Annotated in this window: 21 protein-coding genes, 2 rRNA genes and 1 other RNA gene (1 of these 24 only partly in view); 5 read left to right on the top strand and 19 right to left on the bottom strand. The window is 38.5% G+C overall.

Annotated elements, in window-relative coordinates; genetic code table 11:
- The 4 genes from CYK55_RS03655 to CYK55_RS03640 all read right to left on the bottom strand — a co-directional run.
- A 23S ribosomal RNA gene (locus tag CYK55_RS03655) occupies positions 1-105 on the bottom strand (it extends 2810 nt beyond the left edge of the window).
- Positions 106-335: 230 nt separating this feature from the next.
- Positions 336-1896: ribosomal RNA gene (locus tag CYK55_RS03650) — 16S ribosomal RNA — on the bottom strand.
- The 16S and 23S rRNA genes sit together here, the layout of an rRNA operon.
- A gap of 809 nt (positions 1897-2705) precedes the next feature.
- Positions 2706-3068, bottom strand: a complete 363-nt coding sequence (locus tag CYK55_RS03645) for a hypothetical protein (protein ID WP_019724011.1) — start codon at positions 3066-3068, stop codon at positions 2706-2708.
- Positions 3069-3139: 71 nt separating this feature from the next.
- On the bottom strand, positions 3140-3520 hold the full coding sequence (locus CYK55_RS03640) for a CvfD/Ygs/GSP13 family RNA-binding post-transcriptional regulator (protein WP_034690845.1): 381 nt from the start codon (positions 3518-3520) through the stop codon (positions 3140-3142).
- A 90-nt stretch (positions 3521-3610) separates the two neighbouring features.
- Here CYK55_RS03640 and CYK55_RS03635 point away from each other — a divergent pair, with 90 nt between their 5' ends.
- Positions 3611-4777 (top strand): MalY/PatB family protein, encoded by a 1167-nt coding sequence (locus CYK55_RS03635; RefSeq protein WP_034690846.1) that lies wholly within the window; start codon positions 3611-3613, stop codon positions 4775-4777.
- 144 nt (positions 4778-4921) lie between these two features.
- On the opposite strand, the gene CYK55_RS03630 is transcribed toward CYK55_RS03635, so the two are convergent.
- Both CYK55_RS03630 and CYK55_RS03625 read right to left on the bottom strand, forming a co-directional pair.
- Entirely contained in the window at positions 4922-5506 is a 585-nt protein-coding gene (locus CYK55_RS03630; RefSeq protein WP_034690848.1) for a peptidylprolyl isomerase, read from the bottom strand.
- Between the two features lie 50 nt (positions 5507-5556).
- A complete protein-coding gene (locus tag CYK55_RS03625) occupies positions 5557-6669 on the bottom strand; it encodes an SLC13 family permease (RefSeq protein WP_126133961.1) in 1113 nt (370 codons plus the stop codon).
- Between the two features lie 189 nt (positions 6670-6858).
- On the opposite strand from CYK55_RS03625, the gene CYK55_RS03620 reads away from it, so the two are divergent.
- Positions 6859-7857 carry an NAD(P)/FAD-dependent oxidoreductase gene (locus tag CYK55_RS03620; RefSeq protein WP_034690853.1) on the top strand — a complete coding sequence of 333 codons (999 nt, stop codon included), beginning with the start codon at positions 6859-6861 and terminating at the stop codon, positions 7855-7857.
- 92 nt (positions 7858-7949) lie between these two features.
- Positions 7950-8459 carry a phosphatidylglycerophosphatase A family protein gene (locus CYK55_RS03615; protein ID WP_010736099.1) on the top strand — a complete coding sequence of 170 codons (510 nt, stop codon included), beginning with the start codon at positions 7950-7952 and terminating at the stop codon, positions 8457-8459.
- Positions 8460-8565: 106 nt separating this feature from the next.
- Here the strand turns inward: CYK55_RS03615 and CYK55_RS03610 are convergent, their stop codons facing one another.
- From CYK55_RS03610 to tadA, 6 genes are all read right to left on the bottom strand, one after another.
- Entirely contained in the window at positions 8566-9213 is a 648-nt protein-coding gene (locus CYK55_RS03610; protein WP_126133960.1) for a TIGR01906 family membrane protein, read from the bottom strand.
- 4 nt (positions 9214-9217) lie between these two features.
- On the bottom strand, positions 9218-9982 hold the full coding sequence (locus tag CYK55_RS03605) for a TIGR01457 family HAD-type hydrolase (RefSeq protein WP_126133959.1): 765 nt from the start codon (positions 9980-9982) through the stop codon (positions 9218-9220).
- A 4-nt stretch (positions 9983-9986) separates the two neighbouring features.
- Positions 9987-10658 (bottom strand): YutD family protein, encoded by a 672-nt coding sequence (locus CYK55_RS03600; RefSeq protein WP_126133958.1) that lies wholly within the window; start codon positions 10656-10658, stop codon positions 9987-9989.
- A gap of 11 nt (positions 10659-10669) precedes the next feature.
- Positions 10670-12076, bottom strand: coding sequence for a bifunctional metallophosphatase/5'-nucleotidase (locus CYK55_RS03595; protein WP_206437474.1), 1407 nt, complete (start codon positions 12074-12076; stop codon positions 10670-10672).
- A gap of 158 nt (positions 12077-12234) precedes the next feature.
- An RNA gene (gene ffs / locus CYK55_RS03590) (signal recognition particle sRNA small type) lies at positions 12235-12319 on the bottom strand.
- A gap of 40 nt (positions 12320-12359) precedes the next feature.
- Positions 12360-12854, bottom strand: coding sequence for a tRNA adenosine(34) deaminase TadA (gene tadA / locus CYK55_RS03585; protein ID WP_034688832.1), 495 nt, complete (start codon positions 12852-12854; stop codon positions 12360-12362).
- Positions 12855-12985: 131 nt separating this feature from the next.
- Between tadA and CYK55_RS03580 the strand changes: the two genes are divergently transcribed.
- Complete coding sequence (locus CYK55_RS03580; protein WP_034688834.1) at positions 12986-13837, top strand: helix-turn-helix domain-containing protein; 852 nt, start codon at positions 12986-12988, stop codon at positions 13835-13837.
- 70 nt (positions 13838-13907) lie between these two features.
- Here CYK55_RS03580 and CYK55_RS03575 read toward each other — a convergent pair whose 3' ends face one another.
- On the bottom strand, positions 13908-14243 hold the full coding sequence (locus CYK55_RS03575) for a hypothetical protein (protein WP_034688836.1): 336 nt from the start codon (positions 14241-14243) through the stop codon (positions 13908-13910).
- Between the two features lie 267 nt (positions 14244-14510).
- Positions 14511-15056, bottom strand: coding sequence for a hypothetical protein (locus tag CYK55_RS03570; RefSeq protein WP_034688837.1), 546 nt, complete (start codon positions 15054-15056; stop codon positions 14511-14513).
- A gap of 467 nt (positions 15057-15523) precedes the next feature.
- On the opposite strand from CYK55_RS03570, the gene CYK55_RS03565 reads away from it, so the two are divergent.
- Positions 15524-16999 carry a helix-turn-helix domain-containing protein gene (locus tag CYK55_RS03565; RefSeq protein WP_034688839.1) on the top strand — a complete coding sequence of 492 codons (1476 nt, stop codon included), beginning with the start codon at positions 15524-15526 and terminating at the stop codon, positions 16997-16999.
- Positions 17000-17127: 128 nt separating this feature from the next.
- Here CYK55_RS03565 and CYK55_RS03560 read toward each other — a convergent pair whose 3' ends face one another.
- The 5 genes from CYK55_RS03560 to CYK55_RS03540 form a co-directional block, all read right to left on the bottom strand.
- Positions 17128-17832 carry a zinc metallopeptidase gene (locus CYK55_RS03560; protein WP_034688840.1) on the bottom strand — a complete coding sequence of 235 codons (705 nt, stop codon included), beginning with the start codon at positions 17830-17832 and terminating at the stop codon, positions 17128-17130.
- Between the two features lie 77 nt (positions 17833-17909).
- On the bottom strand, positions 17910-18248 hold the full coding sequence (locus tag CYK55_RS03555) for a zinc ribbon domain-containing protein YjdM (RefSeq protein ID WP_126133956.1): 339 nt from the start codon (positions 18246-18248) through the stop codon (positions 17910-17912).
- A gap of 300 nt (positions 18249-18548) precedes the next feature.
- Complete coding sequence (locus CYK55_RS03550; RefSeq protein WP_034688845.1) at positions 18549-19499, bottom strand: DHH family phosphoesterase; 951 nt, start codon at positions 19497-19499, stop codon at positions 18549-18551.
- Positions 19500-19514: 15 nt separating this feature from the next.
- Positions 19515-20846, bottom strand: a complete 1332-nt coding sequence (locus CYK55_RS03545) for a DRTGG domain-containing protein (protein ID WP_034688846.1) — start codon at positions 20844-20846, stop codon at positions 19515-19517.
- A gap of 9 nt (positions 20847-20855) precedes the next feature.
- Positions 20856-21536: a metal-dependent hydrolase gene (locus CYK55_RS03540; protein WP_034688847.1), complete on the bottom strand. Its 681-nt coding sequence runs from the start codon at positions 21534-21536 to the stop codon at positions 20856-20858.
- Positions 21537-21696: the final 160 nt, after the last annotated feature.

Below are 21696 nucleotides of genomic sequence, written 5' to 3'. Positions count from 1 at the left end.
GGATCATAGCTTACGTACAGCTCCCCAAAGCATATCGGTGTTAGTCCCGTCCTTCATCGGCTCCTAGTGCCAAGGCATCCACCGTGCGCCCTTATTCACTTAACCTTATCAACCTTACGGTTGGGTTTTGATCTTTCTTCTAGCGATAGAAGTCCAATCAAGAAAAATAAGCAATTGAACTTATTAAAAAACTCATTCAACGCGGTGTTCTCGGTTTGTATTACTTACATTTTTACTTCAATATCCAGTTTTCAATGAACAAAATTTTGAGAGTAGACCTCTCAAAACTGAACAAAGTATCGACAAACGTGTGTAGTCTCCGTAATATTCCTTAGAAAGGAGGTGATCCAGCCGCACCTTCCGATACGGCTACCTTGTTACGACTTCACCCCAATCATCTATCCCACCTTAGGCGGCTGGCTCCAAAAAGGTTACCTCACCGACTTCGGGTGTTACAAACTCTCGTGGTGTGACGGGCGGTGTGTACAAGGCCCGGGAACGTATTCACCGCGGCGTGCTGATCCGCGATTACTAGCGATTCCGGCTTCATGTAGGCGAGTTGCAGCCTACAATCCGAACTGAGAGAAGCTTTAAGAGATTAGCTTAGCCTCGCGACTTCGCGACTCGTTGTACTTCCCATTGTAGCACGTGTGTAGCCCAGGTCATAAGGGGCATGATGATTTGACGTCATCCCCACCTTCCTCCGGTTTGTCACCGGCAGTCTTGCTAGAGTGCCCAACTAAATGATGGCAACTAACAATAAGGGTTGCGCTCGTTGCGGGACTTAACCCAACATCTCACGACACGAGCTGACGACAACCATGCACCACCTGTCACTTTGCCCCCGAAGGGGAAGCTCTATCTCTAGAGTGGTCAAAGGATGTCAAGACCTGGTAAGGTTCTTCGCGTTGCTTCGAATTAAACCACATGCTCCACCGCTTGTGCGGGCCCCCGTCAATTCCTTTGAGTTTCAACCTTGCGGTCGTACTCCCCAGGCGGAGTGCTTAATGCGTTAGCTGCAGCACTGAAGGGCGGAAACCCTCCAACACTTAGCACTCATCGTTTACGGCGTGGACTACCAGGGTATCTAATCCTGTTTGCTCCCCACGCTTTCGAGCCTCAGCGTCAGTTACAGACCAGAGAGCCGCCTTCGCCACTGGTGTTCCTCCATATATCTACGCATTTCACCGCTACACATGGAATTCCACTCTCCTCTTCTGCACTCAAGTCTCCCAGTTTCCAATGACCCTCCCCGGTTGAGCCGGGGGCTTTCACATCAGACTTAAGAAACCGCCTGCGCTCGCTTTACGCCCAATAAATCCGGACAACGCTTGCCACCTACGTATTACCGCGGCTGCTGGCACGTAGTTAGCCGTGGCTTTCTGGTTAGATACCGTCAAGGGGTGAACAGTTACTCTCACCCTTGTTCTTCTCTAACAACAGAGTTTTACGATCCGAAAACCTTCTTCACTCACGCGGCGTTGCTCGGTCAGACTTTCGTCCATTGCCGAAGATTCCCTACTGCTGCCTCCCGTAGGAGTTTGGGCCGTGTCTCAGTCCCAATGTGGCCGATCACCCTCTCAGGTCGGCTATGCATCGTGGCCTTGGTGAGCCGTTACCTCACCAACTAGCTAATGCACCGCGGGTCCATCCATCAGCGGCACCGTAAAGCGCCTTTCAAAACGAAACCATGCGGTTTCGATTGTTATACGGTATTAGCACCTGTTTCCAAGTGTTATCCCCTTCTGATGGGCAGGTTACCCACGTGTTACTCACCCGTTCGCCACTCCTCTTTTCCCGGTGGAGCAAGCTCCGGTGGGAAAAGAAGCGTTCGACTTGCATGTATTAGGCACGCCGCCAGCGTTCGTCCTGAGCCAGGATCAAACTCTCATAATAAAAGTTAGAACAATCTTGCGATTGTTAAGCTCAATTTGTTTGCTAGCATATTGCTTGCTTGTTAAAAATGTTTGTTGTCTTGAATTGAATCAAGACGCCCTACACATTTGGTTTGTCTTACTTTGTTCAGTTTTCAAAGGTCTACGTGATAATTGAAACACAACTGTCTCAATTCATCATTTGTGATTGCCGTAGCAACTTTTATATCTTAGCAAACTCTCGGATGATTGTCAACTATTTTTCAAAATTTTTTTGAACTCGTTTTTCACGAGGCTGTTTCAGCAACTCACTCATCATAACTCGTCGTATGTTATTTGTCAACACTTTATTTCGCTTTAAATCCTTACATATAAGCGTCTCACAAAGCGCTGAAACAATTCAACTTCGTTATATTAACATGGTTTTATCCAGCGGTCAATAGTTTTTTTAATGTTTTTCTGAATATTTTCAAAAGAACTTATTTTCGAATCAACGTTGTCTAATTTACCATGCTACACACCTAGCGTCAATACTTATTTTTAAGTAAAAAAAGACAAGGTTTCCAATCATTTTATGATCATTCGGATTATCCATGTATTTAAGTGTTTTTTTTATAAAAAAGTTAAAAAATCAATTGAATCCTGAACATTCTCTTCTACTTTTCTTGTAAGATAGACAAAAAAAAGAAGTTTGAAAGATGTTCAAACTTCTCTGAAAGTCCTGCTTGGTTCCAAAAAATGATCTCCTATTTTATTCGTCGATTCTCAAGTAGTCAACGATACACCTGCGAACGGTATTCATTTCTCTTTGGTAGAAGTACTGGAATCAATTTAAAAAATCGGTACACCATCTACTTCATAAATCCCTAGTACCGTACGCATTTGTCCTGGATCTTCCCAATGATAACCTTCGCCTAACTGTTCTTGTTGATTTTTTTGTTCCGTTTCAAAAACAAAAAGTGGAACATTTTCTTGATTGATATGGGTATTCGTCAACTCCATCAAGTTGATTTTACTCACATCAATATGAACGATTTCTTTTAAGAAACTAAGTATGTTTGCTAAACCAGTCTTATCATTTGAGTGGTCTGCGCATGCGAACTCTAATTTATTCTCTCTTGAATGAACTAAAAATTTTTTAGATCCATCCTCCAAATGCAACATAATTGTACCAGCGACTCTTTTGTTTGCCAAAATTTCCACCTCGATCAACTTGTTTATGGCTTACAAGAGAATTTTAGCATATTTTCAGAAAAAATACACTTTTATTTCCTTGGTTCTTTTTTATCTAATTGGATCAATGCTTCCTTGATCCATATAGGTAACTGTTTTTCAATCGTTGCAAACCCGATTTTTTTATTTTTATTAGTGAAGTATCGTTTTCTTCGGTATGGGATCGATGGTACTTTCTTTTCTAAGGTACGTAACGACAGACTGATTTTGTTCGAATACTCATCAATATCAATGATTTGTACAGTCACCGGTTGCCCTACCTTCAATAATGTATGAATACTTTTCGTATAACCAGATTGCACTTCTGATACGTGGATCAACCCTTGTGTCTCTTCATCTAATGAAACAAACGCTCCATATGGTTGTATTCCAGTGATTTTCCCTTTGATTATTTCGCCTATTCTATAAGTCATATACTTCCCTCTCTTCGCATTTATCATTATACTGTAAATATTAAAAAAAAAGAAGTTCTGTTCTTGCATCTAGATATGGAGGTCTTATAGATGGAACAATTTGATGAAATAGTTTCAAGACTAAACACAGATAGCGTAAAATGGGATACCATCTCACAAACTTATCATAGGAATGATCTTTTACCTTTATGGGTAGCGGATATGGATTTTCTTGCCCCTCAAGGAGTAACAACAGCTTTTCAAAACTATCTGAAAAAAGGCATTTTTGGTTATTCGATCGTACCGGACGGTCTCTACCGATCAGTGATTGATTGGGAAGAAAAGCGCCATCATGTGACTCTAACTAAAGACCACATTCTTTTCACTAGTGGAGTCTTAGCTAGTCTCTCATTGGCGATTCAAGCATTTACAGCTCCAGGTGACGCAGTGTTGATTCATGATCCAGTTTATCCGCCATTTGGTGCAATTGTTGAAAATAATGAGCGTCAATTGATTCGCAGTCCTTTAAATAAAACAGCCAATCATTTTGAAATGGATTTTCAAGATATGGAAGAAAAAATTGTCTCAAACAAGATAAAAGCAATGATTCTATGTAACCCGCATAATCCAGGTGGTCGTGTTTGGACCAAAGAAGAGCTCAAACAGTTGAGTGAACTATGCTTAACATACGACGTCTTCTTATTTAGTGATGAGATCCATCAAGATATCGTCTTTTCCGGATATGAATTCACCTCGATGCAAACAATTGATCCTGCCCTTTCTCGATTATTGATCACATTCACTTCAGCAACTAAGACATTTAATCTAGCTGCAATAAAAAATTCAATGGTCTTCATCAAAGATCATGATTTAAAAAGTCGCTTTACGAAACAATTAGAAAAAAATCAACATCAAGGAATCAATACTTTCGGACTCTTAGGCACTCAAGCTGCTTACGAAACTGGTGAGGAATGGTTAAATGAGTTATTAGTTTATCTGGAAGAAAATGTCCGAGAAGTCATTACCTTCTTTACTAAGTATCTTCCTGATATCAAAGTGATGAAGCCAGAAGGAACGTACCTTATATGGCTTGATTTTTCTGCCTATACGAAAGATGACCGGCTACTTGAAAAGAAGCTGATTGAAAAAGGCAGAGTTGTCTTGAATCCTGGAATCAGTTTTGGACCAAGCGGTCATTGCCATATGCGTTTGAATGTCGCTTGTCCAAGATCAGTATTAAAAGAAGGACTCTTACGTATCCAACGTGCTTTAAGTTAGAAAACGAAAGAAGTCATTGCACAACAAATGTTATTCTTTCCTACTTTGTTACCGTCCAAACCAAAAAAGCATCGAACAGCAAAAGTATTTTCTGCTTTTGCTGTTCGGTGTTTTTTAAGAGCTTGGTATGTTTAAAATTTTATTTTATTCAGAAATCTCAATCGTTTCGATCACTACATCATGTACTGGACGATCTTGTGGGCCACGTTGCGCATTTGCGATATCATCGACTGTGTCCATTCCTTCAAGTACATGGCCAAACACTGTATGACGGAAATCAAGCCATGGTGTTCCACCATTTTTATACGCTTCAATGATTTCGTTAGGGAATCCTGCTCCTTCTAATTGACTAAGCATGTTTTCTGGCACATTTGTGTTGTTGACGATAAAGAATTGGCTGCCATTTGTATTTGGACCAGAATTAGCCATTGATAGTGCGCCACGTAGATTGAACAATTCGCGGCTGAACTCATCTTCAAAACTTTCACCGTAAATGCTTTCGCCTCCCATACCTGTACCGGTTGGGTCGCCTCCTTGAATCATGAAATCAGGGATCACACGATGAAAAATCACACCATCATAGTATCCTTTTTTTGCTAATTCAACAAAGTTTTGGACTGTTTTAGGTGCTAACTCAGGAAATAGTTTTACTGTAATATCTCCGCGATTCGTTTTTATAAGAGCTTTAGGCCCCTTTTCATTCATAAGATCAAGTTGTGGAAATGCCATTTTTTCTTCCTCCTAAAAAATTCTGTCTTCCTGTGTAATCATAACATATTCTATTGATATACGGTAAAGATGAGCCACAAGAAAATCAAAAAAACGATGTTGTAGAATGCAAAGACGAATAAATACTTTTTTCTCCATTCGGGATATTGCTTGATGACTAATTTGTAAGAGATCAAACTTGCCATTGAAGCAATCAATGTCCCTAATCCTCCCAAGTTCGTCCCAATGATCAAACCCTTGATATTTTCTGTATAACTTGATAGTAGGAGCGCCGCAGGAACATTACTAATCAATTGACTTGCAAAAATGCTTGCACTGACTTCATGATGCGCCACACTTTTTTCAAAAAAGGCTCGGACAACATCTACTTGTTTGATATTCCCGATAAATATAAAAAGAAAAACAAACGTAAATAATAAGGAGTAATCGATTTGTTTAAAGAGTCGGCGATCATTGCCTAGTATATTGACACTCACTAAGACCAATACAACATAATGAGGGATGATGCCACTTACAGCTAGAAGACATATTAAAAATAGACCAAAATAAAAAATGAGTTGTTTTCGCTTTAACATTATCTCATCTGCATTCGCCAAATCGATGGTATTATTTTTGATTCTCCCATAGATCAACACCACCAATAATATGGCAGCAGCTAGTGTATATGGAAGCATCAACTGTAAAAATTCGATCAGTTGTAATTGTGACTGTGCGAATAAATAAAGATTTTGTGGATTACCGATCGGAGTGAACATACTTCCTAGATTACCCGCAATCGTCATCAAAGTTATGACGAGAGGAATCAAGGTTCGCATGCCGATCCTTTCTACTATCAATAGACCAAATGGTACAAAAATGATCAGTGCCACATCATTCGTAATCAGCATACTACTGAGAAACGTGAGAAACACTAAAATCAAAATTATGCCTCTCGTATTTTTTGTCTGGGTGATCAAATAATTGCCTAGATAATCGAAAAACTGTTGTTGCCGTATCCCTTCTACAATCAACATCAAACAAAAAAGAAGAATCAATGTGTGAAAATCGATATAAGAAAAATAATTGAAGTTTGGCGGGATGACGAACATGGTCCCTATTGCTAAAAGAAAAGACAGCGTCAATACTCCGTCTTCTTTTGCATTGCTTGTTATTCTTTTAATCATAAAATTCTACCTCTTAGATTCAAACACTTCGTACTAATAAAATAACTCTTTTTAGCTAATATTGAAAGTAAATAAACTATATGTTAGATCACTCCTTATATTTTAGTAACTGTTCGTTCCATAATTAAACTATTTGAGAAGAATTCTCAATTAAATTCTGTTATAGTGTCACCAAGGGAGGAATTTCAAATGGAAATTTACGATATTACAATTATTGGTGCAGGGCCGGTTGGCATGTTTGCAGCTTTTTATGCTGGTATGCGCCAAGCGAAAACCAATATTATTGATAGTTTGCCTCAACTTGGCGGACAGTTAACTACCTTATACCCTGAAAAATATATTTATGATATCCCTGGTTATCCAGCAATCAAAGCGGTTGATCTTGTTAATAATTTAAAGAAACAATTGACCACTTTTAATCATACATTTCATTTAAATGAAGAAGTTCTCTCACTTTCCAGAGAAGACGAGATCATCGAGATCACTACTACGAAAGGTATCCATTATTCAAAAGCTGTGATCCTGACACTAGGAAGTGGTTCTTTCCAACCAAGAAAGCTGAACTTAGAACATGCTGACCTATACGAAAACCATGGGTTAGATTATTTCGTGAACGACTTAATGAAATATGCAGGAAAGAAAGTTGCCATTGCTGGCGGTGGGGATTCAGCAATCGACTGGGCACTGATGCTTGAACCTATTGCGAGCGAAGTTTATTTGATTCATCGTCGAGAGGCATTTAGGGCTCATGAACATAGCGTCAATCAGTTGAAACCATCCTCTGTAAATGTATTAACACCTTATTTGATTGAGCGTTTATCTGGTTCAAATGGAGAGTTGTCAGACATTCGTCTAAAAAAAGCTAAGACAGATGAAACGATTGATCTCATGGTTGACTCATTGATCGTCAATTATGGGTTCACTTCTAATTTAGAGCATTTATCTTCTTGGGGACTTGAAAGTTCCAGAAATGCGATCACCGTACACTCTGATATGTCAACTTCAATTCCTGGTGTGTATGCTGCTGGCGACATTTGTAGCTATGAAGGAAAAGTGAAATTGATTGCCACGGGATTTGGAGAAGCACCGACTGCTGTCAATAACGCATTGCATTTCATCAATCCAAAAGAACGTACACAGCCTGGTCATAGTACAAGCCTTTACGATAAAACATTTGGACCAAAATAACTTAGCTGCTTTTTTATAAAAGAAATGATTCTTGCTTTTTGTACGTACTACGTTACCATGATAGATAGAAAGAAGAGACGGAGGAATCAAAAATGGTCATAAAAACAGAAACCTTAGAAGAAAAAGCGCGAGATCTCCTAAAAGAACGTGGCGTAACAATCGAGGATATCGCTGAATTAGTCATGTTTTTACAAAAAGACTATATCTCAGATTTAAGCTTGGAGGATTGTGCGGAAAGTATTAATGCAGTCTTGACAAAGCGTGAAGTCCATAACGCGATCATCACTGGCATCCAATTAGATATCTTGGCAGAACAAAAACAATTGATGAGCCCTCTTCAACATATCATTGAAGATGATGAAGGATTATACGGAATAGATGAAATTTTAGCCTTGTCGATCGTCAATGTTTATGGAACGATTGGTTTTACCAATTATGGCTATATCGATAAAGTAAAACCTGGGATCTTGAAAAAGTTAAATAGTCACGATGGCAAAAATGTCCATACATTTTTAGATGATATCGTGGGAGCAATTGCTGCCTCTGCCGCAAGCCGCTTGGCCCACCAAGAACCGGAAAAACGGAGCCGTTTGACACAATAATCAAATAAAAATTAAAAATCATCCATAAAAATCGCAAAAGGATTTTTATGGATGATTTTTTGCTATATCCGAAAAAACAATCAACGCGCTACACGAAAGTGATTGGTTAATTGTTCTCCTTTTTCAATTCTCTTTTGCCAACAAGAACCATCAAAGCGAAAAATAATTCGATAAGCACAAAAAACAGAATGAAACAATGCATGAAGTATTGCTCAGGTAAGACATTGATGATTGGATCAGTCTGAGGATCAAACAACCAGTCATCATTATTGAAAAATGTTTCGTGAAAAAGAATAAAAAAACGATCAAAACCAATCAACATGAAAAAGCCAAAAACAAATGGTAGGACCATGCCGATTTGGAATGGGCGTATTAGCCGCCACAAACGCTGATTTCTTTTCAACTGGCGAAGAAACAAGCCACTTGGGATCAATGTAAGTAACAACACCGTATAATTGAGCATGAATAATAACTTGACTTCATAAAAATGATGTAAGCCACTCGCTGACATTGGAAAGTCGGGAAGTGCCAACACTTGCTCAAAAGGATTATTGAGATACCTCATCAGTTGATCATAATTTCGAAGTAATGTTGGCTGATCCACAGTAGTGTAATCTAAGATACCTAGATGCCCGATATCAAACACATATAGTGGGCGGAAGTTGATCGTTATTGCAATTGCTAAAGTGAACAACGTCAGGAACAAACTAACCATCCCCGCATATTCCACCCATTGCCATCGTTTATTTTTCATTGTTTTAGAAACTCCATTCATCTAACGATTGCAAGACATAGGTTGCTGGTGTTGGCAGATCTGGTATGTCTTCTTCTTTTGTAAAGCCTGATAACACAAGCAGTGTGTCGATCCCATTACGAATCCCTGCTTGGATGTCAGTTTCATAATTGTCTCCTACCATGATGACTTCTTCTTTGTTCAATCCTAAAAGTTCCACTGCTTTATTCATAATGATTGCTTCTGGCTTACCAATATAGACCGGTGTGGTTTGTGTCGCTGTCTCTACAAAAGAAACAACCGAGCCAGCTCCAGGTAATAATCCTCTTTCTGTAGGGATATTTTTATCAGGATTCGTGCCGATGAACGTTGCTCCCTTTTGAATCGCTAACGTTGCGGTCACCACTTTTTCGTAAGTCAAGTGATTGTCTAGGCCTACTACGACATAATCAGGATGTTCTTCTTCCCATACAAACCCTGCCTCTAAGATCAAATCTGTCAATCCAGCTTCACCGATCACATACACTTTATTTCCTTTAGCGTCTGATTTCATGAAATCAATTGTCGCTAGAGATGCTGTATAGATCGTTTCTGGTGAGACATGGATATCAAACTCAGTGGCTAAACGTTGTGCCACTGTACCCGGTGTTTTTGTCGTATTGTTGGTTACAAATAAAAAGGGCGTCCCATTTTCCTGTAACTGTTCGACGAATCGCTTTCCTGCCGGTATCGGCTCCGTTCCACGATAGATCGTTCCGTCTAAATCGATCAAATAGCCTTTATAATTCATAGGATCATTCTTCCCTTTGTCTAATAGTAAAATTCTTTTTAGAAGTTGATTTTGTTGGGCGTTCTGATGTTTTTTCAGTTCCCTTTGGTGTTGCTGGTTTACGATTTTTGATCACAGGTTGTTTGCGTACCGATTCAACGGGCGCTTTTTTTTCATCGATGTGCGCTTGATTGTTGCGATTCGGATTTTTTTTCTTTTTACGTCGTTGGGTGTTTTTTTCTTTTTTTCCGCCAATACGTTCAATGACAAAATATGCACAGCCAAAATTACAATATTCGTATAAATAATCTTCTAATGCATCAATTCGCTGATCTGGGTGAGCACGTCGATTCGTGGCATCAAAAAAGCCTTTCAAACGTAGCTGTTCGTACCCCCAGTCACCTACGATGTAATCGTATCTGGAAAGCACTTCGCTATATCTCTCACCAAGCTTCTCAGCATTGAAACCTTCCCGGTAATCCGTTAGGATACGATAAGGTCTATCACCAATCAAAAGATTCGTTTCATCTGTCAATGTGACGATTTCTCCTTTGACTTTCTCTGGCTTCGTTTCCTCGATTATTTCTTCTAAAACTGCCGTCACTTCTTCGGTCACTGTTTGTTCTTGTGAGCGATCGACCGTTGTTTGACTCTCTTTTTTGTCACTGTTGTGTTGTTTATTTTGTTTCGTCGACATGCTTTCACCACCTATTTCTCTATTATACCTTCTTTTTCATTGGTTGGGTAGTGAGCATTTAAGTAGTCTCCCACTACTGTGCGAATAAATTCGGGAAATAAAAAATCGACCTGTCCGACAATTTCGATGGTTGGGAAAAAAGGAACAAACATCAGGTGGTCGACCGTAGTAACGGTATAATTCTTTTCCTCTTCGATTGGTTGTTTTTGCCACAGAACTTCTCGATTGACCGCATCATACGTGATCTCACTATAGAAAATCTCACCGAATATCTGACCACGAAACCCCATTCCCTTGATAGGAAAATTCCGTAAAAAAAGGCGACTTTTTTCAATTTCCAACACTAAGCGAATCATATCTGACCCTTTCAGCGTGACGTTGATCAAATGCATCGGATGTGGCAGTGCGCTATGGAGTTGATCTTGGTCAACCACTCCTTTAGGTACGCTATTCAAAAAAAGCCCACTATTCAGAAATGATGCTTCTGTGTTTCCTCTTTCTTTTACCGCTTCTAAAGCGATTTGGATAAAGGAATGTTCATCAAATGAATCAAGTGATAAGTCAAATGGCAGATCTGCCACTTTCTTTTGGGCTAAAAGACGATGTCCTTGTTCAAGATAACCGGCGATTTCTTTCTCATCCTCTACGAATGCAGTCATTGTATCTGTCGGAATCGCTTTGGCGTAGTGTCCGATGATTTTTTTATTTTCCAATGAAAGATGTACTTCCCCTACATATTGCCCAAATTTTCCGGCAGCGGCTAATTGTACCTCATTCACGACTTTCCCATCAATAAAAAGATGATGAGTATGCGATCCTAGAATCACATCGATTGCAGGGATTTCTTTTGCAATCTGTAAATCATCTTGGATCCCTAAATGACTCATTAAAACAAGAACGTCTACCTGTGGACGCAATTGCTCCACTAGTTCTGGCAAAAGGTCATACGGCTGACGGATGTCCCATCCATTTGGATTATATGTCAAAGGGAATGGCGCAGTAAAAGCAATCAAACCGACTTTTGTTCGTTGCTTTGTTTCGATGATTTTATATGGCTTTGTCCACACTGGTGGTTGCAAAGTATTTTTATCGAATAAGTTGCTCAGTAGCACATCAAAATTCGCGTGATCATATAAATGATTCAACTCATTCTTGGAATTACCCACACCTTCATTATTCCCTATAGTTGCTGCATCATATCCGATTTGATTCATTAATTCAACATTGGCATGACCATTCGTTGCTTCTGACAAAGGATGCCAACGATCAACAAAATCTCCAAGATCAACCGTGAGAGTCGTCGTATTATTTTTTTTCTCATTTTCACGCTTTTTTTGCTCAAGGAATCTTCTGATCCGTGGCCAGTTTTCAAGATGTGAATGTAAGTCATTCGTGTGTAAAAGAACGATTTCTTCCACTGTTTGTTCCACCTCACTTTTTTTCATCATACCATAGGGTTTCCCTTTGTTCACATGGAAAGTTTTTTCACAAAAAAAAGGTACTTAGACTTTTTCACAAAATCTAAATACCTTAAACTTGCCTCTAATAAAAAAAAGCCCTTTAGGCTTAATAATCCAATCAATCAGACACATGGCGGCACCTGCTTAGTGCTGCTTCCTTCCGGATCTGACACGCTTCACAAGCCCACCATTGTCCTAGCCTTTCGGCAAAGAATAGTATACCGCATTTTATTATCCTTGGCTAGTCCTTTTTTAATTTCTTTTTCTTTGCTCGCAACTCTCTAAAAAACATAGATAAAAGTTCACCACATTCTTCTTCTAATATTCCGCCCTCCACATCGGCCTGATGGTTGAAACGTTCATCCTCAAGTAGATTCATCAATGTCCCTGCGGTTCCTCCTTTTGGATCATAGGCACCAAAGTAAACTTCTTTTACGCGAGAAAGAATCATAGCACCGCTACACATTGGACACGGTTCTAACGTGACATATAATTGTGTTTCTTCTAAACGCCAACTTCCGATTGCCTTGCATGCTTCTTGGATTGCAATCATCTCAGCATGTGTTGTTGCATTTTGTGTTGTTTCCCTCAAATTGTGCCCACGCCCAATAACCTGTCCTTGGTGAACCACGATGGCGCCGATTGGTACTTCTGCTAACGCTTCTGCTTTTTTGGCTTCTTCAATAGCCACACGCATCCATTCTTCTTTTATTCGCTGTTGTTCTGTTTCTACCACTTGTACTCCTACCTTTTTTAGATTTACTTATCTTCTCTATCAAACATAGTATAACTGGCTTTTTAGTGAAGTACAAAGAGTTTTTCCTTATCGCCATGTCCTATGGTAAACTAGAGGATGAGGTGAAGTAAATGAACACAGAAAAGTTACTTGGATTATACCCAAATGCACAAAAAAAGAATTCTCCTTCTTCTGATGATCGAATTCTTTCACTGGTTGTAGAAGATTACTTCTTGTGGATCGATAAAAGTTCCTTGTCCGTTCAAGAAGAAAAACTTTTGAAAGCGTTATTTCAGAAAACAAACACCTTAGACAGCCATCCTTGGTATCAATATTTATTTGAGGAAAAGGTATATGTATGTGAAGAAAACTGTCGAATCATTCAGTTACATTTTGAAAAGAGATCAGATTTCTTACAAAAAGAATGGCGAGAAACAATTTCCGGATTATTTCCCGAAGCTCTTGATTTTTTTCTTTACACAGAGACAGATGCGTTGATCATCGAAAGAAAGCATACCAATTATTTGAATACGACAGATCTTAAAGGCATCTTTTTATCTCTTGATGTCGATTTTGATATGACGACACAAGCCTTTGTCGGTTCATTCCATTCAGCTGGACAAAATCTAACCGCTATGTTCAATGAAGAACGAAAAATTTTCCTGAATAAACGAACACAAATACAAGTAGCCGACCAAACGACTTCCATACAAGAAATTGCCTTATATTATTATACAAAAGAATTAGCTACATCCAGTCAGCTAACAAATGAATATCAAGAAATAATCCGTAGTTTTAAAATGGAAGACATCATTATCGAACTGTGGAAAAATTTCGGGAATATCAGTTCAGCAGCTAAACAACTTTTTATGCATCGAAACACTCTCCAATATCGGATCGAAAAGTTTGACGAACAAACAGGCTTCAATTTAAAAAAAGCAGATGACTTACTCTTTTGTTATCTCCTTTTGTTACACATATAAAAAAGGAACAAGCAGCAATAAACATCGCCTTGCTTGTTCCTTTTTTCGATCAATTCAAAGAGAATCGTTTTTAGATCATTTTCTCAACAAGTGACATCAGACGACCTTTCGCATCTTCTGTTGAGTCTTTGATAGAGTCACCGTAGACAGAAATTTTCTTTTTGCCAGATTTAATCTTTGCAAGCATACCCATCAATGAATCTAAATCGCTATCTGATAAATGGTCGACGACATCTAATAACTTTTCATTCCCATCAAATTTGTCATACACGAATTTTTTTACTTTTGTTCGGTTACTTAGATGATGGATTTTTTCGATCACTTTGCCAGAAACAACTACAGCTGTTGCCACACTTGCTGCTGCTGCGACACCTAATCCAATCGTTACTTTTGTTGATGTTTTCATAATTATCAGCTCCTTTTTATCTACTACAATCATATCACAGTCAAATAGATAAGCGAACTAATTGCTATGAGCCCTGCCAGATGAATAGCAAAAAAATTTACAAAAAGCAAATACTGTCTTATTTTATGATTTGCTTTTGTACGACGCCACATTTGGCGTTTCCGGTTTTAAGCAACCTTAGTTTGATGCGTTAAAAAAAGCACCTCCTTTTTGGAGATGCTTCATACATACAACTAAAGTAAATCATCCATACTAAGAAATGTAAGGTCAATTATCCGGAACATATTGGATATTTGTTAGCATTTCAGGCAAATCATCTTCTAATTCTGCTAACTTATTCCAAATCAATGTCATTGTCTCAAAAAATTCCTTTGATGATTTATCTGAATTTAAACTTCCTAGTGCGTTCAGCCAAAGAAGTTCTAATAAATACGCTTCTTTGATTCCCGTATGTTCTCTGACAAACTCTGAGAACGTTCGTTTGAACAACGAGGCCATGTCTAATTCGGATTTGATAACTACTCCTCTAATACTCTCATGAATCGAGAAAAACTCCTTCAATAAATGAACGACACTGAAAAAATCGTCAATAACGTATTCAGCTAAATATCGATCAAAACATATCGTGATCTCTTCGATAATTTTTTCTTTTAGTATACGGATTGATTTAAAATGTGCATAGATCGGGTAAGTAGAACAGCCACAAAAAGAAGCTAAACTTCTCGCTGTGATTGTCGATAACCCATTTTCTTCAGCATATACCATACTCTTAAATAGTAAATATTCTTTACTAAAATTCGTCACTCTTCCCACGAAACCATCCATCCTTTCCGATTATCTTATTCATATCCGGCAATGATTCTTTTTTTATTTCCCATGACGATCCAGCGCATTAGCTAGTAGGAAAAACTTATGTAAACCATGAAGAAACAAGTTTTGATAAAAAAAAACGATAATAACATATTTCGGGGGTTAAAATATGTCTCTTTGTAATAGAAGCTTGATTTATCTAATGCTTCGCCAAAAATAAGATTTAAAAAATAACGAAACACTCAATTAAATAACATTGTATTCCCTCATCCAAGATTATTTAAATGATTCCAACTTGACAAAATAAGCAAAGAAATAAACAATAGAATAGATAACTGATTATCATTTATTAAAATAACAAGTTATATAATCTAATTCTATTACTATGTGAGAATATCATACATTGAAAACACTTTCCACTCACATTTTATGTCACCACTAGTACACTAATTGTCAGAAAGGAGTCCATCATGTTAATCGATGCAAAAAAGAAAGAATTATTAGTCCTCTATACGATCGCTCAAAAAAGTCAATGTACGTTAAAAGAACTGGCGGATGAACTGACTATACCTAAACGGACAATCAAAGAATTGATTCGAAAGTTGAATACTACGATTGAACAGCACTTGAGCATTTCTACTTTTATTTTCTCTACACACAAAGGAGAAATAACTATATCCGATGAATACCAAGAAATAAAAATGATGATTTATCACAAACTCAAACTTTTTTATTTAAGAGAATCTAATCGTTTCAACTACTTATTACTTATGGTCAATTATCCCAAAGCGTATGTTCCGAAAAAATATTTATTGGAGCAATTATACATATCCCACTCTTACTTAGAAAAATTAACACACCAATTGAATGAAACACTTCAAGATTTTGAAATCGAGATTGTTTCATCTCAGGGCTGTTATTTGTTCAAAGGAAACGAATTATTTATCCGACTCTATTTGTTTTTTATTCTATCTGATGCTTTTCAAGGGTTGGAATGGCCTTTTGATAAATTCAAATTGAGCCAACTAAAAAAAGAGCGGCGATTATCCAAAAAATTGCTCGTTTCAAAGCATTCTTTGAAATATCAAGAAAACTTGTATTTGCTGATTGCTATTTTTACGCTTCGTACACAACAATCATCATTGATTACCTCTGAATCTAGTGAGGTCTATGCTATTTTAGAATTGCTGCAACAGGTACAAGATATCTCTGGTAGTTTTAAACATCATTTGTTTCATCTTTTACCACATGAAATCGCCATTGATGAACTATTGTATTTTAATTTTTTGATTTATTGCTTTTTTCCTAATCTCATTTCAAGTCAGCAGAAGAGTTTGATTGGTTATACTTTGACGAATAAACGTAATCATCTATGTATGAAAATCACCTCACTCACAAAAGAGCTAGCTCAAACCTTTCCAGTGATCGCAGCATCTGAAAAAAGGTTTTTTTACAATTACTATCTTATGCTTTCTTTAATTTCTATTTTGATATTGGGAAATACAACTCCCTTTTTCTACTCGTTGCATTTTCCTAAACCAGCACTTGAGCTTGATGAATCGAATGAACAAATACAACAAATACAACAAATTATCTCTGAAGTTTTTCATGACCACCCAAAAAAAACGTTGATTATTTATTATTTGAGTAGCTTGATCTATAACCTCTTGCAGTCGGAAACAAATGAAAAATTATTGATCTATGTACAAATGAATAAAACGCTGACTGGGAATTATCATATCCAAAATCGATTACGACAAGTATTTGACGAAAAAATGATTCGCTTGACAGAAAATCCAGAACAAGCAGATTTGATCGTCACCGATTGGTTTGATAAATTGCATCAAACGAGTAAAATTTTTTACCTTGATCCTAGTAAAGAAAAAGATTTGTGGGTAGATTTAGTCACAAAAATTCAACAACTCTATGTCAATAAAATGATTTGATTTAAAGAAAAGATAGGAGAAACAAGCGTGTCTCTATCGTCTGAACTTTTAAATTGCTAAAAATTTCTCCAAAATAAAAAGTGAGTGGATCAGTCCAATCGACTGTCCCTCACTTCTATTGGTTTGTTCTAGTCTCGACGATTGCCGCCAAAGAGCAAAATCAAACGTAGTAATTGTAAGAAAGTAGATAGCGCTGCAGCAACATAGGTCAAAGCCGCCGCAAATAGCACATGTTTCGCCATTGGTACCTCTTCTTCTGTCAGTAAGCCACCTTCACTTAAAATTTGGATCGCTCGTCTTGACGCATTGAACTCTACTGGTAGCGTAACAAGTTGAAACAATAGTGCCAATGAAAAAGCGAAGATACCAATATTGATCAACGTCGTATTCCAACTAAATAATACACCTACCATGATCAACGGAAACGAAATCATCGAGCCAAAATTCGCGACAGGCACTAATGAAGCTCTGATTTTCAACGGAGCATAACCAACGGCATCTTGCACTGCGTGTCCACATTCATGGGCAGCTACACCAATTGCAGCGACTGATGTAGATTGTGCTGTAGCTTGCGATAAACTCAACATCTTGTTCCCTGAATTATAATTGTCCGTCAAATCACCGGCGATTTGTTGGACGCCAACGTTATTGATTTGCTGACTTTGTAAAATGAACTGAGCGGCTTGTGTACCAGTCACGTTATTTTTGCTTCTGATTTTGTCGTATTTACGAAAAGTACTATTGACGTAAGCAGAAGCAATTCCGGAAATAGCCAATCCAGCAATAACTAAAAGAAACGTTGGATCTAAGCCATAAAAACCATATCCATACATAATCGTTTCACCCTTTCCTCATTGCTTTTATTTTACCATTGTTCGAGTAGAATAATTGTGAAAAGAGATTGAATATTTTAATTCTTTTTGACAAATTCTGATTTCAGCTTCATTGGACCAAACCCTTCGATTTTACAATCGATATTATGGTCTCCTTCAACTAAACGGATATTCTTCACCTTTGTTCCTTGTTTGATAGGTGAGAAAGCTCCTTTTACTTTTAAATCCTTGATAACGGTCACACTGTCGCCATCTGTTAAACGATTGCCGTTTGCATCAAGTACTACTAAACCTTCTGCTTCTGCTTCTGTTTCTTCAGATGGTGTCCATTCGTTTCCACATTCAGGACAAATCAATAATCCCCGATCTTCATAAGCATATTCTGAACCACATACTGGGCAATTTGGTACTGTCATGTTGTTTCTCCTTTTTGTTCGTTATTGAGCAATATTATAACGGAAAAATAACAGTTTGAAAAGAGCAACTTCTTATCGGAGATCCTAGAATACCTCCGCTGATTCAATCTCACTGACCTTGATTGCACATATCCCTGATAAAAAGACACTCAACTTCGATGAGTAAAGGGGCAAGGTAGAAGGAACCTGATTGCCGAAGAGGTCACTTCTACCCCCACCATTTATTCGTGCCAAAGGGAATAGATAAAAGAGAATGTAACGTTTGCTTAAAATTCTCGATTGACTACTTGAAGTACACTTTTAACGTGCATAATTGGTGCAAGCTTCTTGTATTTCTTTGTAGATCTCTGCTACTTCTTGCAGGTCTTTTGCATTTGCGCCACTTGCTAAGGGATGGCCGCCACCATGATGTCGTTTGGCGATCTCGTTGATGACTGGTCCTTTTGAACGTAAACGTACACGATAATAGCCCTCTGGTTGTTCGACAAAAATCGCCCAAGCTAACACTTCGTCAATCACACCCGGTAAAGAGACGACAGCTGCGGTCTCTGAATCAACGATGCCATACTTGTCTAACAATTCTTGTGACAAAATTACTTTTCCGGCACCTTTTTCGTCAACTTCGATCGTTTGATAGACACAACCGGATAATTTCGCTACTTTCATGGTGATCTGTTCAATTTCACGATTCAATTGGCTTGCATCGAAAGAGTACTTTCTTAACTCTGCTGCTAGTTCTAACGTACGACCTGTTGTTGAAGGATACAAAAACCTACCAGTATCTCCAACGATTCCCGCATACAATAAACGAGCAGAATCGCTGTTCATTTTCAGCTCATTAGGGAACATCAAAGCAAACTCAGCGATCATTTCACTACAGCTACTAGCTTTCGTATCCACCCAAAGTAAATCGCCATATGGTTCATCATTTGGATGATGATCGATTTTGATCACTTGATCTCCTAAGGAATAACGCTTATCATCGATACGTGGCGCATTCGCTGTGTCTGTCACAATGACTAATGCCCCTTGATAGAAGGCATCGTCGATTTCTTGCATTTCTGTTAAATAACGTAAACCTTCAACGTCTTTTCCAACTTGACGAATTTCTTTTTCTGGAAAACTATTACGTAATAACTCGGCTAATCCCACTTGTGAACCTAAAGCATCTGGATCTGGCCTTTGATGTCGGTGGATCACGATTTTTTGATATTTTTTGATTTCATTCAAAATTTCTTCTTGTATGGTCATTTTCTTTCCTACTTCCTACGAACGTTCCATCACTTGGCAGACGACAATAGCTTTAGCCACGATCGTGTTTTCTATAAATACTTCTACATCAAGTTTAGCAGACCTTCTACCGATTTCTAAAACTCTTGGATGAATGTCTAACTCACTTTCGATCTGGATCAGACGAAGGTAATGTAGATTCATTTGTTCCAACAAGATATTTCTTCGTTGATTCATGATCATTGTTTTTTGAGCAACATCTGAAATGATTTCACTTAATACCCCAAAAGAAATCGTTCCAACACCTGTTACCATTTGTGGTGAAACCTCAAATTTGAACTTAGGCGTCGTCAATCGATTGCCTTCGCGATCGGTATCGATCGTTTGGATAGCTCCTGAAATCTGATCAGAAATCGTATCAGCAATTTGCGGTTGACGTTGTACCAATTGCATCGCCTTCATGACATCTTGTCGTGTGATCAATCCTTCTAACGTCAAATCATCGGAAACGACTGGCATGACTTCTAAACCATCCCAAATCATTTGATGTCCGACAGAAGCAACGCTCATCGTTTTCTTGACACTGATTGGATCTTTGGTCATGACCCGATCAATGACTTGTGTCGGTGCTTTACCTACGACATCTTTTGCCGTAATGATCCCCATCAAACGCATGTGATGATTCACCACTGGGAAACGAGAATGTTGGGTTTCTTCTGAAATCCGTTGATAATCAGCCACCGTATCCGACTGTAACAAATAATGTGTTTTCTGGGCAGACAGATAAATATCACCGACGAGCATGATATCTTTTTTGATCAGTTGGTCACTAAGCGCTCGGTTAATCATCGTTGCTACAGTAAATGTATCATAGGTCGTACGTAAAATCGGCATAGCTAATTCATCAGCTAATTTGGCAATCTCAGGCGTCGTATCAAAGCCACCCGTGATCAACACTGCTGCGCCATCCTCAAGTGCTAACTTTTGCACTTCAGTACGGTTACCGACGATCATCAATGAACCTGGAGTGATATAGCGTTCCATTGCATGTTCGGTCATCGCACCTATGACAAATTTATTCAAGACTTTATCTAGACCGACTGCCCCGCCTAAGACATCGCCTTCGATGATCCGCACGACTTCGCCAAACGTCAATCGTTCGATATTTTTCTTCAACTTACGTTCGATCCGTATCGTTCCTACTCGTTGGATCGTTGACACTAACCCTACATTTTCAGCATCTTTAATTGCTCGATAGGCCGTTCCCTCACTGACGTTCAATTCTTTGGCTATACTACGGACAGATATTCGATTCCCCACTGGTAGGCTTTCGATATATTCTAAAATCAAATCATGTTTTGTCGCCATCTTTTTCCCCTACACTTCCAGCGTTTCCGAAACGCTCATTATTTTTCCTTCGGTATCTGCTAATAAATCGATGAATACTTGCGGATCTTGTTCAATGACGGGAAAGGTATTGTAATGGATCGGTACGACTTTCTTCGCTTTGATTCGCTTCGCTGCACGAGCCGCATCCTCAGGACCCATTGTATAATTGTCGCCAATCGGTAAAAAGGCTACATCGATCATAAACTGTTCACCTAAGAGCGCTAAATCGCTAAAATCTGCGGTATCACCCGCATGATAAATCGTCTTCCCCTCTGCTTGGATCAGAATACCACTAGGCTCTCCCATATAACGCGAAACACCATCGATTTCAATACTTGAACTATGCTGTGCATGGACAAATTTGACTGTGCCAAAAGGAAACTCCCTTTTGCCACCAATATTCATACCAAAAGAGTTTGCTCCTTGCCGTTGTGCATAATCAGCGATTTCGACAATACTGATGATGGTCGCCTCATTGTTCTTCGCAATCGGCAACATGTCTCCAATATGATCAGCATGTCCATGGGTGATCAATATCCAGTCCGTCTGGACTTCATCCACTTTTAAATCAGTCATAGGATTCCCAGTAATAAATGGATCTATCAGCACTTGTTGGCCATTTTGCATTTCAAGAGAAATACAAGAATGTCCATGATAAGTAATCTTCATCTTCTCACTCCTCAACATTTTGGTCACTGACTCTTTCGTTTTCGTTTCGAACATTTACACAATTAGTAGTACAGTATATCCTATTCAATTGTAACAGATAATACAGGTTGTACCAAGTATCAAGTGAGCGTGTACTTACTATTGAATACCCAGATAAAAG

It is taken from the genome of Enterococcus mundtii, assembly GCF_003957375.1.
Classification (GTDB): Bacteria; Bacillota; Bacilli; order Lactobacillales; family Enterococcaceae; genus Enterococcus_B; species Enterococcus_B spodopteracolus.
Note: the sequence above shows the minus strand (reverse complement) of the source record. Positions and strands in the feature narration are given on the sequence as shown.

Coding starts and splice junctions, on each gene's coding strand:
- CYK55_RS03610 (WP_126133960.1), bottom strand. CDS start 9,213: ATGAAAAATAAACGATGGCAATGGGTGGAATATGCGGGGATGGTTAGT.
- CYK55_RS03630 (WP_034690848.1), bottom strand. CDS start 5,506: ATGGCATTTCCACAACTTGATCTTATGAATGAAAAGGGGCCTAAAGCT.
- CYK55_RS03625 (WP_126133961.1), bottom strand. CDS start 6,669: ATGATTAAAAGAATAACAAGCAATGCAAAAGAAGACGGAGTATTGACG.
- CYK55_RS03620 (WP_034690853.1), top strand. CDS start 6,859: ATGGAAATTTACGATATTACAATTATTGGTGCAGGGCCGGTTGGCATG.
- CYK55_RS03575 (WP_034688836.1), bottom strand. CDS start 14,243: ATGAAAACATCAACAAAAGTAACGATTGGATTAGGTGTCGCAGCAGCA.
- CYK55_RS03565 (WP_034688839.1), top strand. CDS start 15,524: ATGTTAATCGATGCAAAAAAGAAAGAATTATTAGTCCTCTATACGATC.
- CYK55_RS03540 (WP_034688847.1), bottom strand. CDS start 21,536: ATGAAGATTACTTATCATGGACATTCTTGTATTTCTCTTGAAATGCAA.
- CYK55_RS03555 (WP_126133956.1), bottom strand. CDS start 18,248: ATGACAGTACCAAATTGCCCAGTATGTGGTTCAGAATATGCTTATGAA.
- CYK55_RS03640 (WP_034690845.1), bottom strand. CDS start 3,520: ATGACTTATAGAATAGGCGAAATAATCAAAGGGAAAATCACTGGAATA.
- CYK55_RS03635 (WP_034690846.1), top strand. CDS start 3,611: ATGGAACAATTTGATGAAATAGTTTCAAGACTAAACACAGATAGCGTA.
- CYK55_RS03600 (WP_126133958.1), bottom strand. CDS start 10,658: ATGTCGACGAAACAAAATAAACAACACAACAGTGACAAAAAAGAGAGT.
- CYK55_RS03545 (WP_034688846.1), bottom strand. CDS start 20,846: ATGGCGACAAAACATGATTTGATTTTAGAATATATCGAAAGCCTACCA.
- CYK55_RS03615 (WP_010736099.1), top strand. CDS start 7,950: ATGGTCATAAAAACAGAAACCTTAGAAGAAAAAGCGCGAGATCTCCTA.
- CYK55_RS03560 (WP_034688840.1), bottom strand. CDS start 17,832: ATGTATGGATATGGTTTTTATGGCTTAGATCCAACGTTTCTTTTAGTT.
- CYK55_RS03580 (WP_034688834.1), top strand. CDS start 12,986: ATGAACACAGAAAAGTTACTTGGATTATACCCAAATGCACAAAAAAAG.
- CYK55_RS03605 (WP_126133959.1), bottom strand. CDS start 9,982: ATGAATTATAAAGGCTATTTGATCGATTTAGACGGAACGATCTATCGT.
- CYK55_RS03550 (WP_034688845.1), bottom strand. CDS start 19,499: ATGACCATACAAGAAGAAATTTTGAATGAAATCAAAAAATATCAAAAA.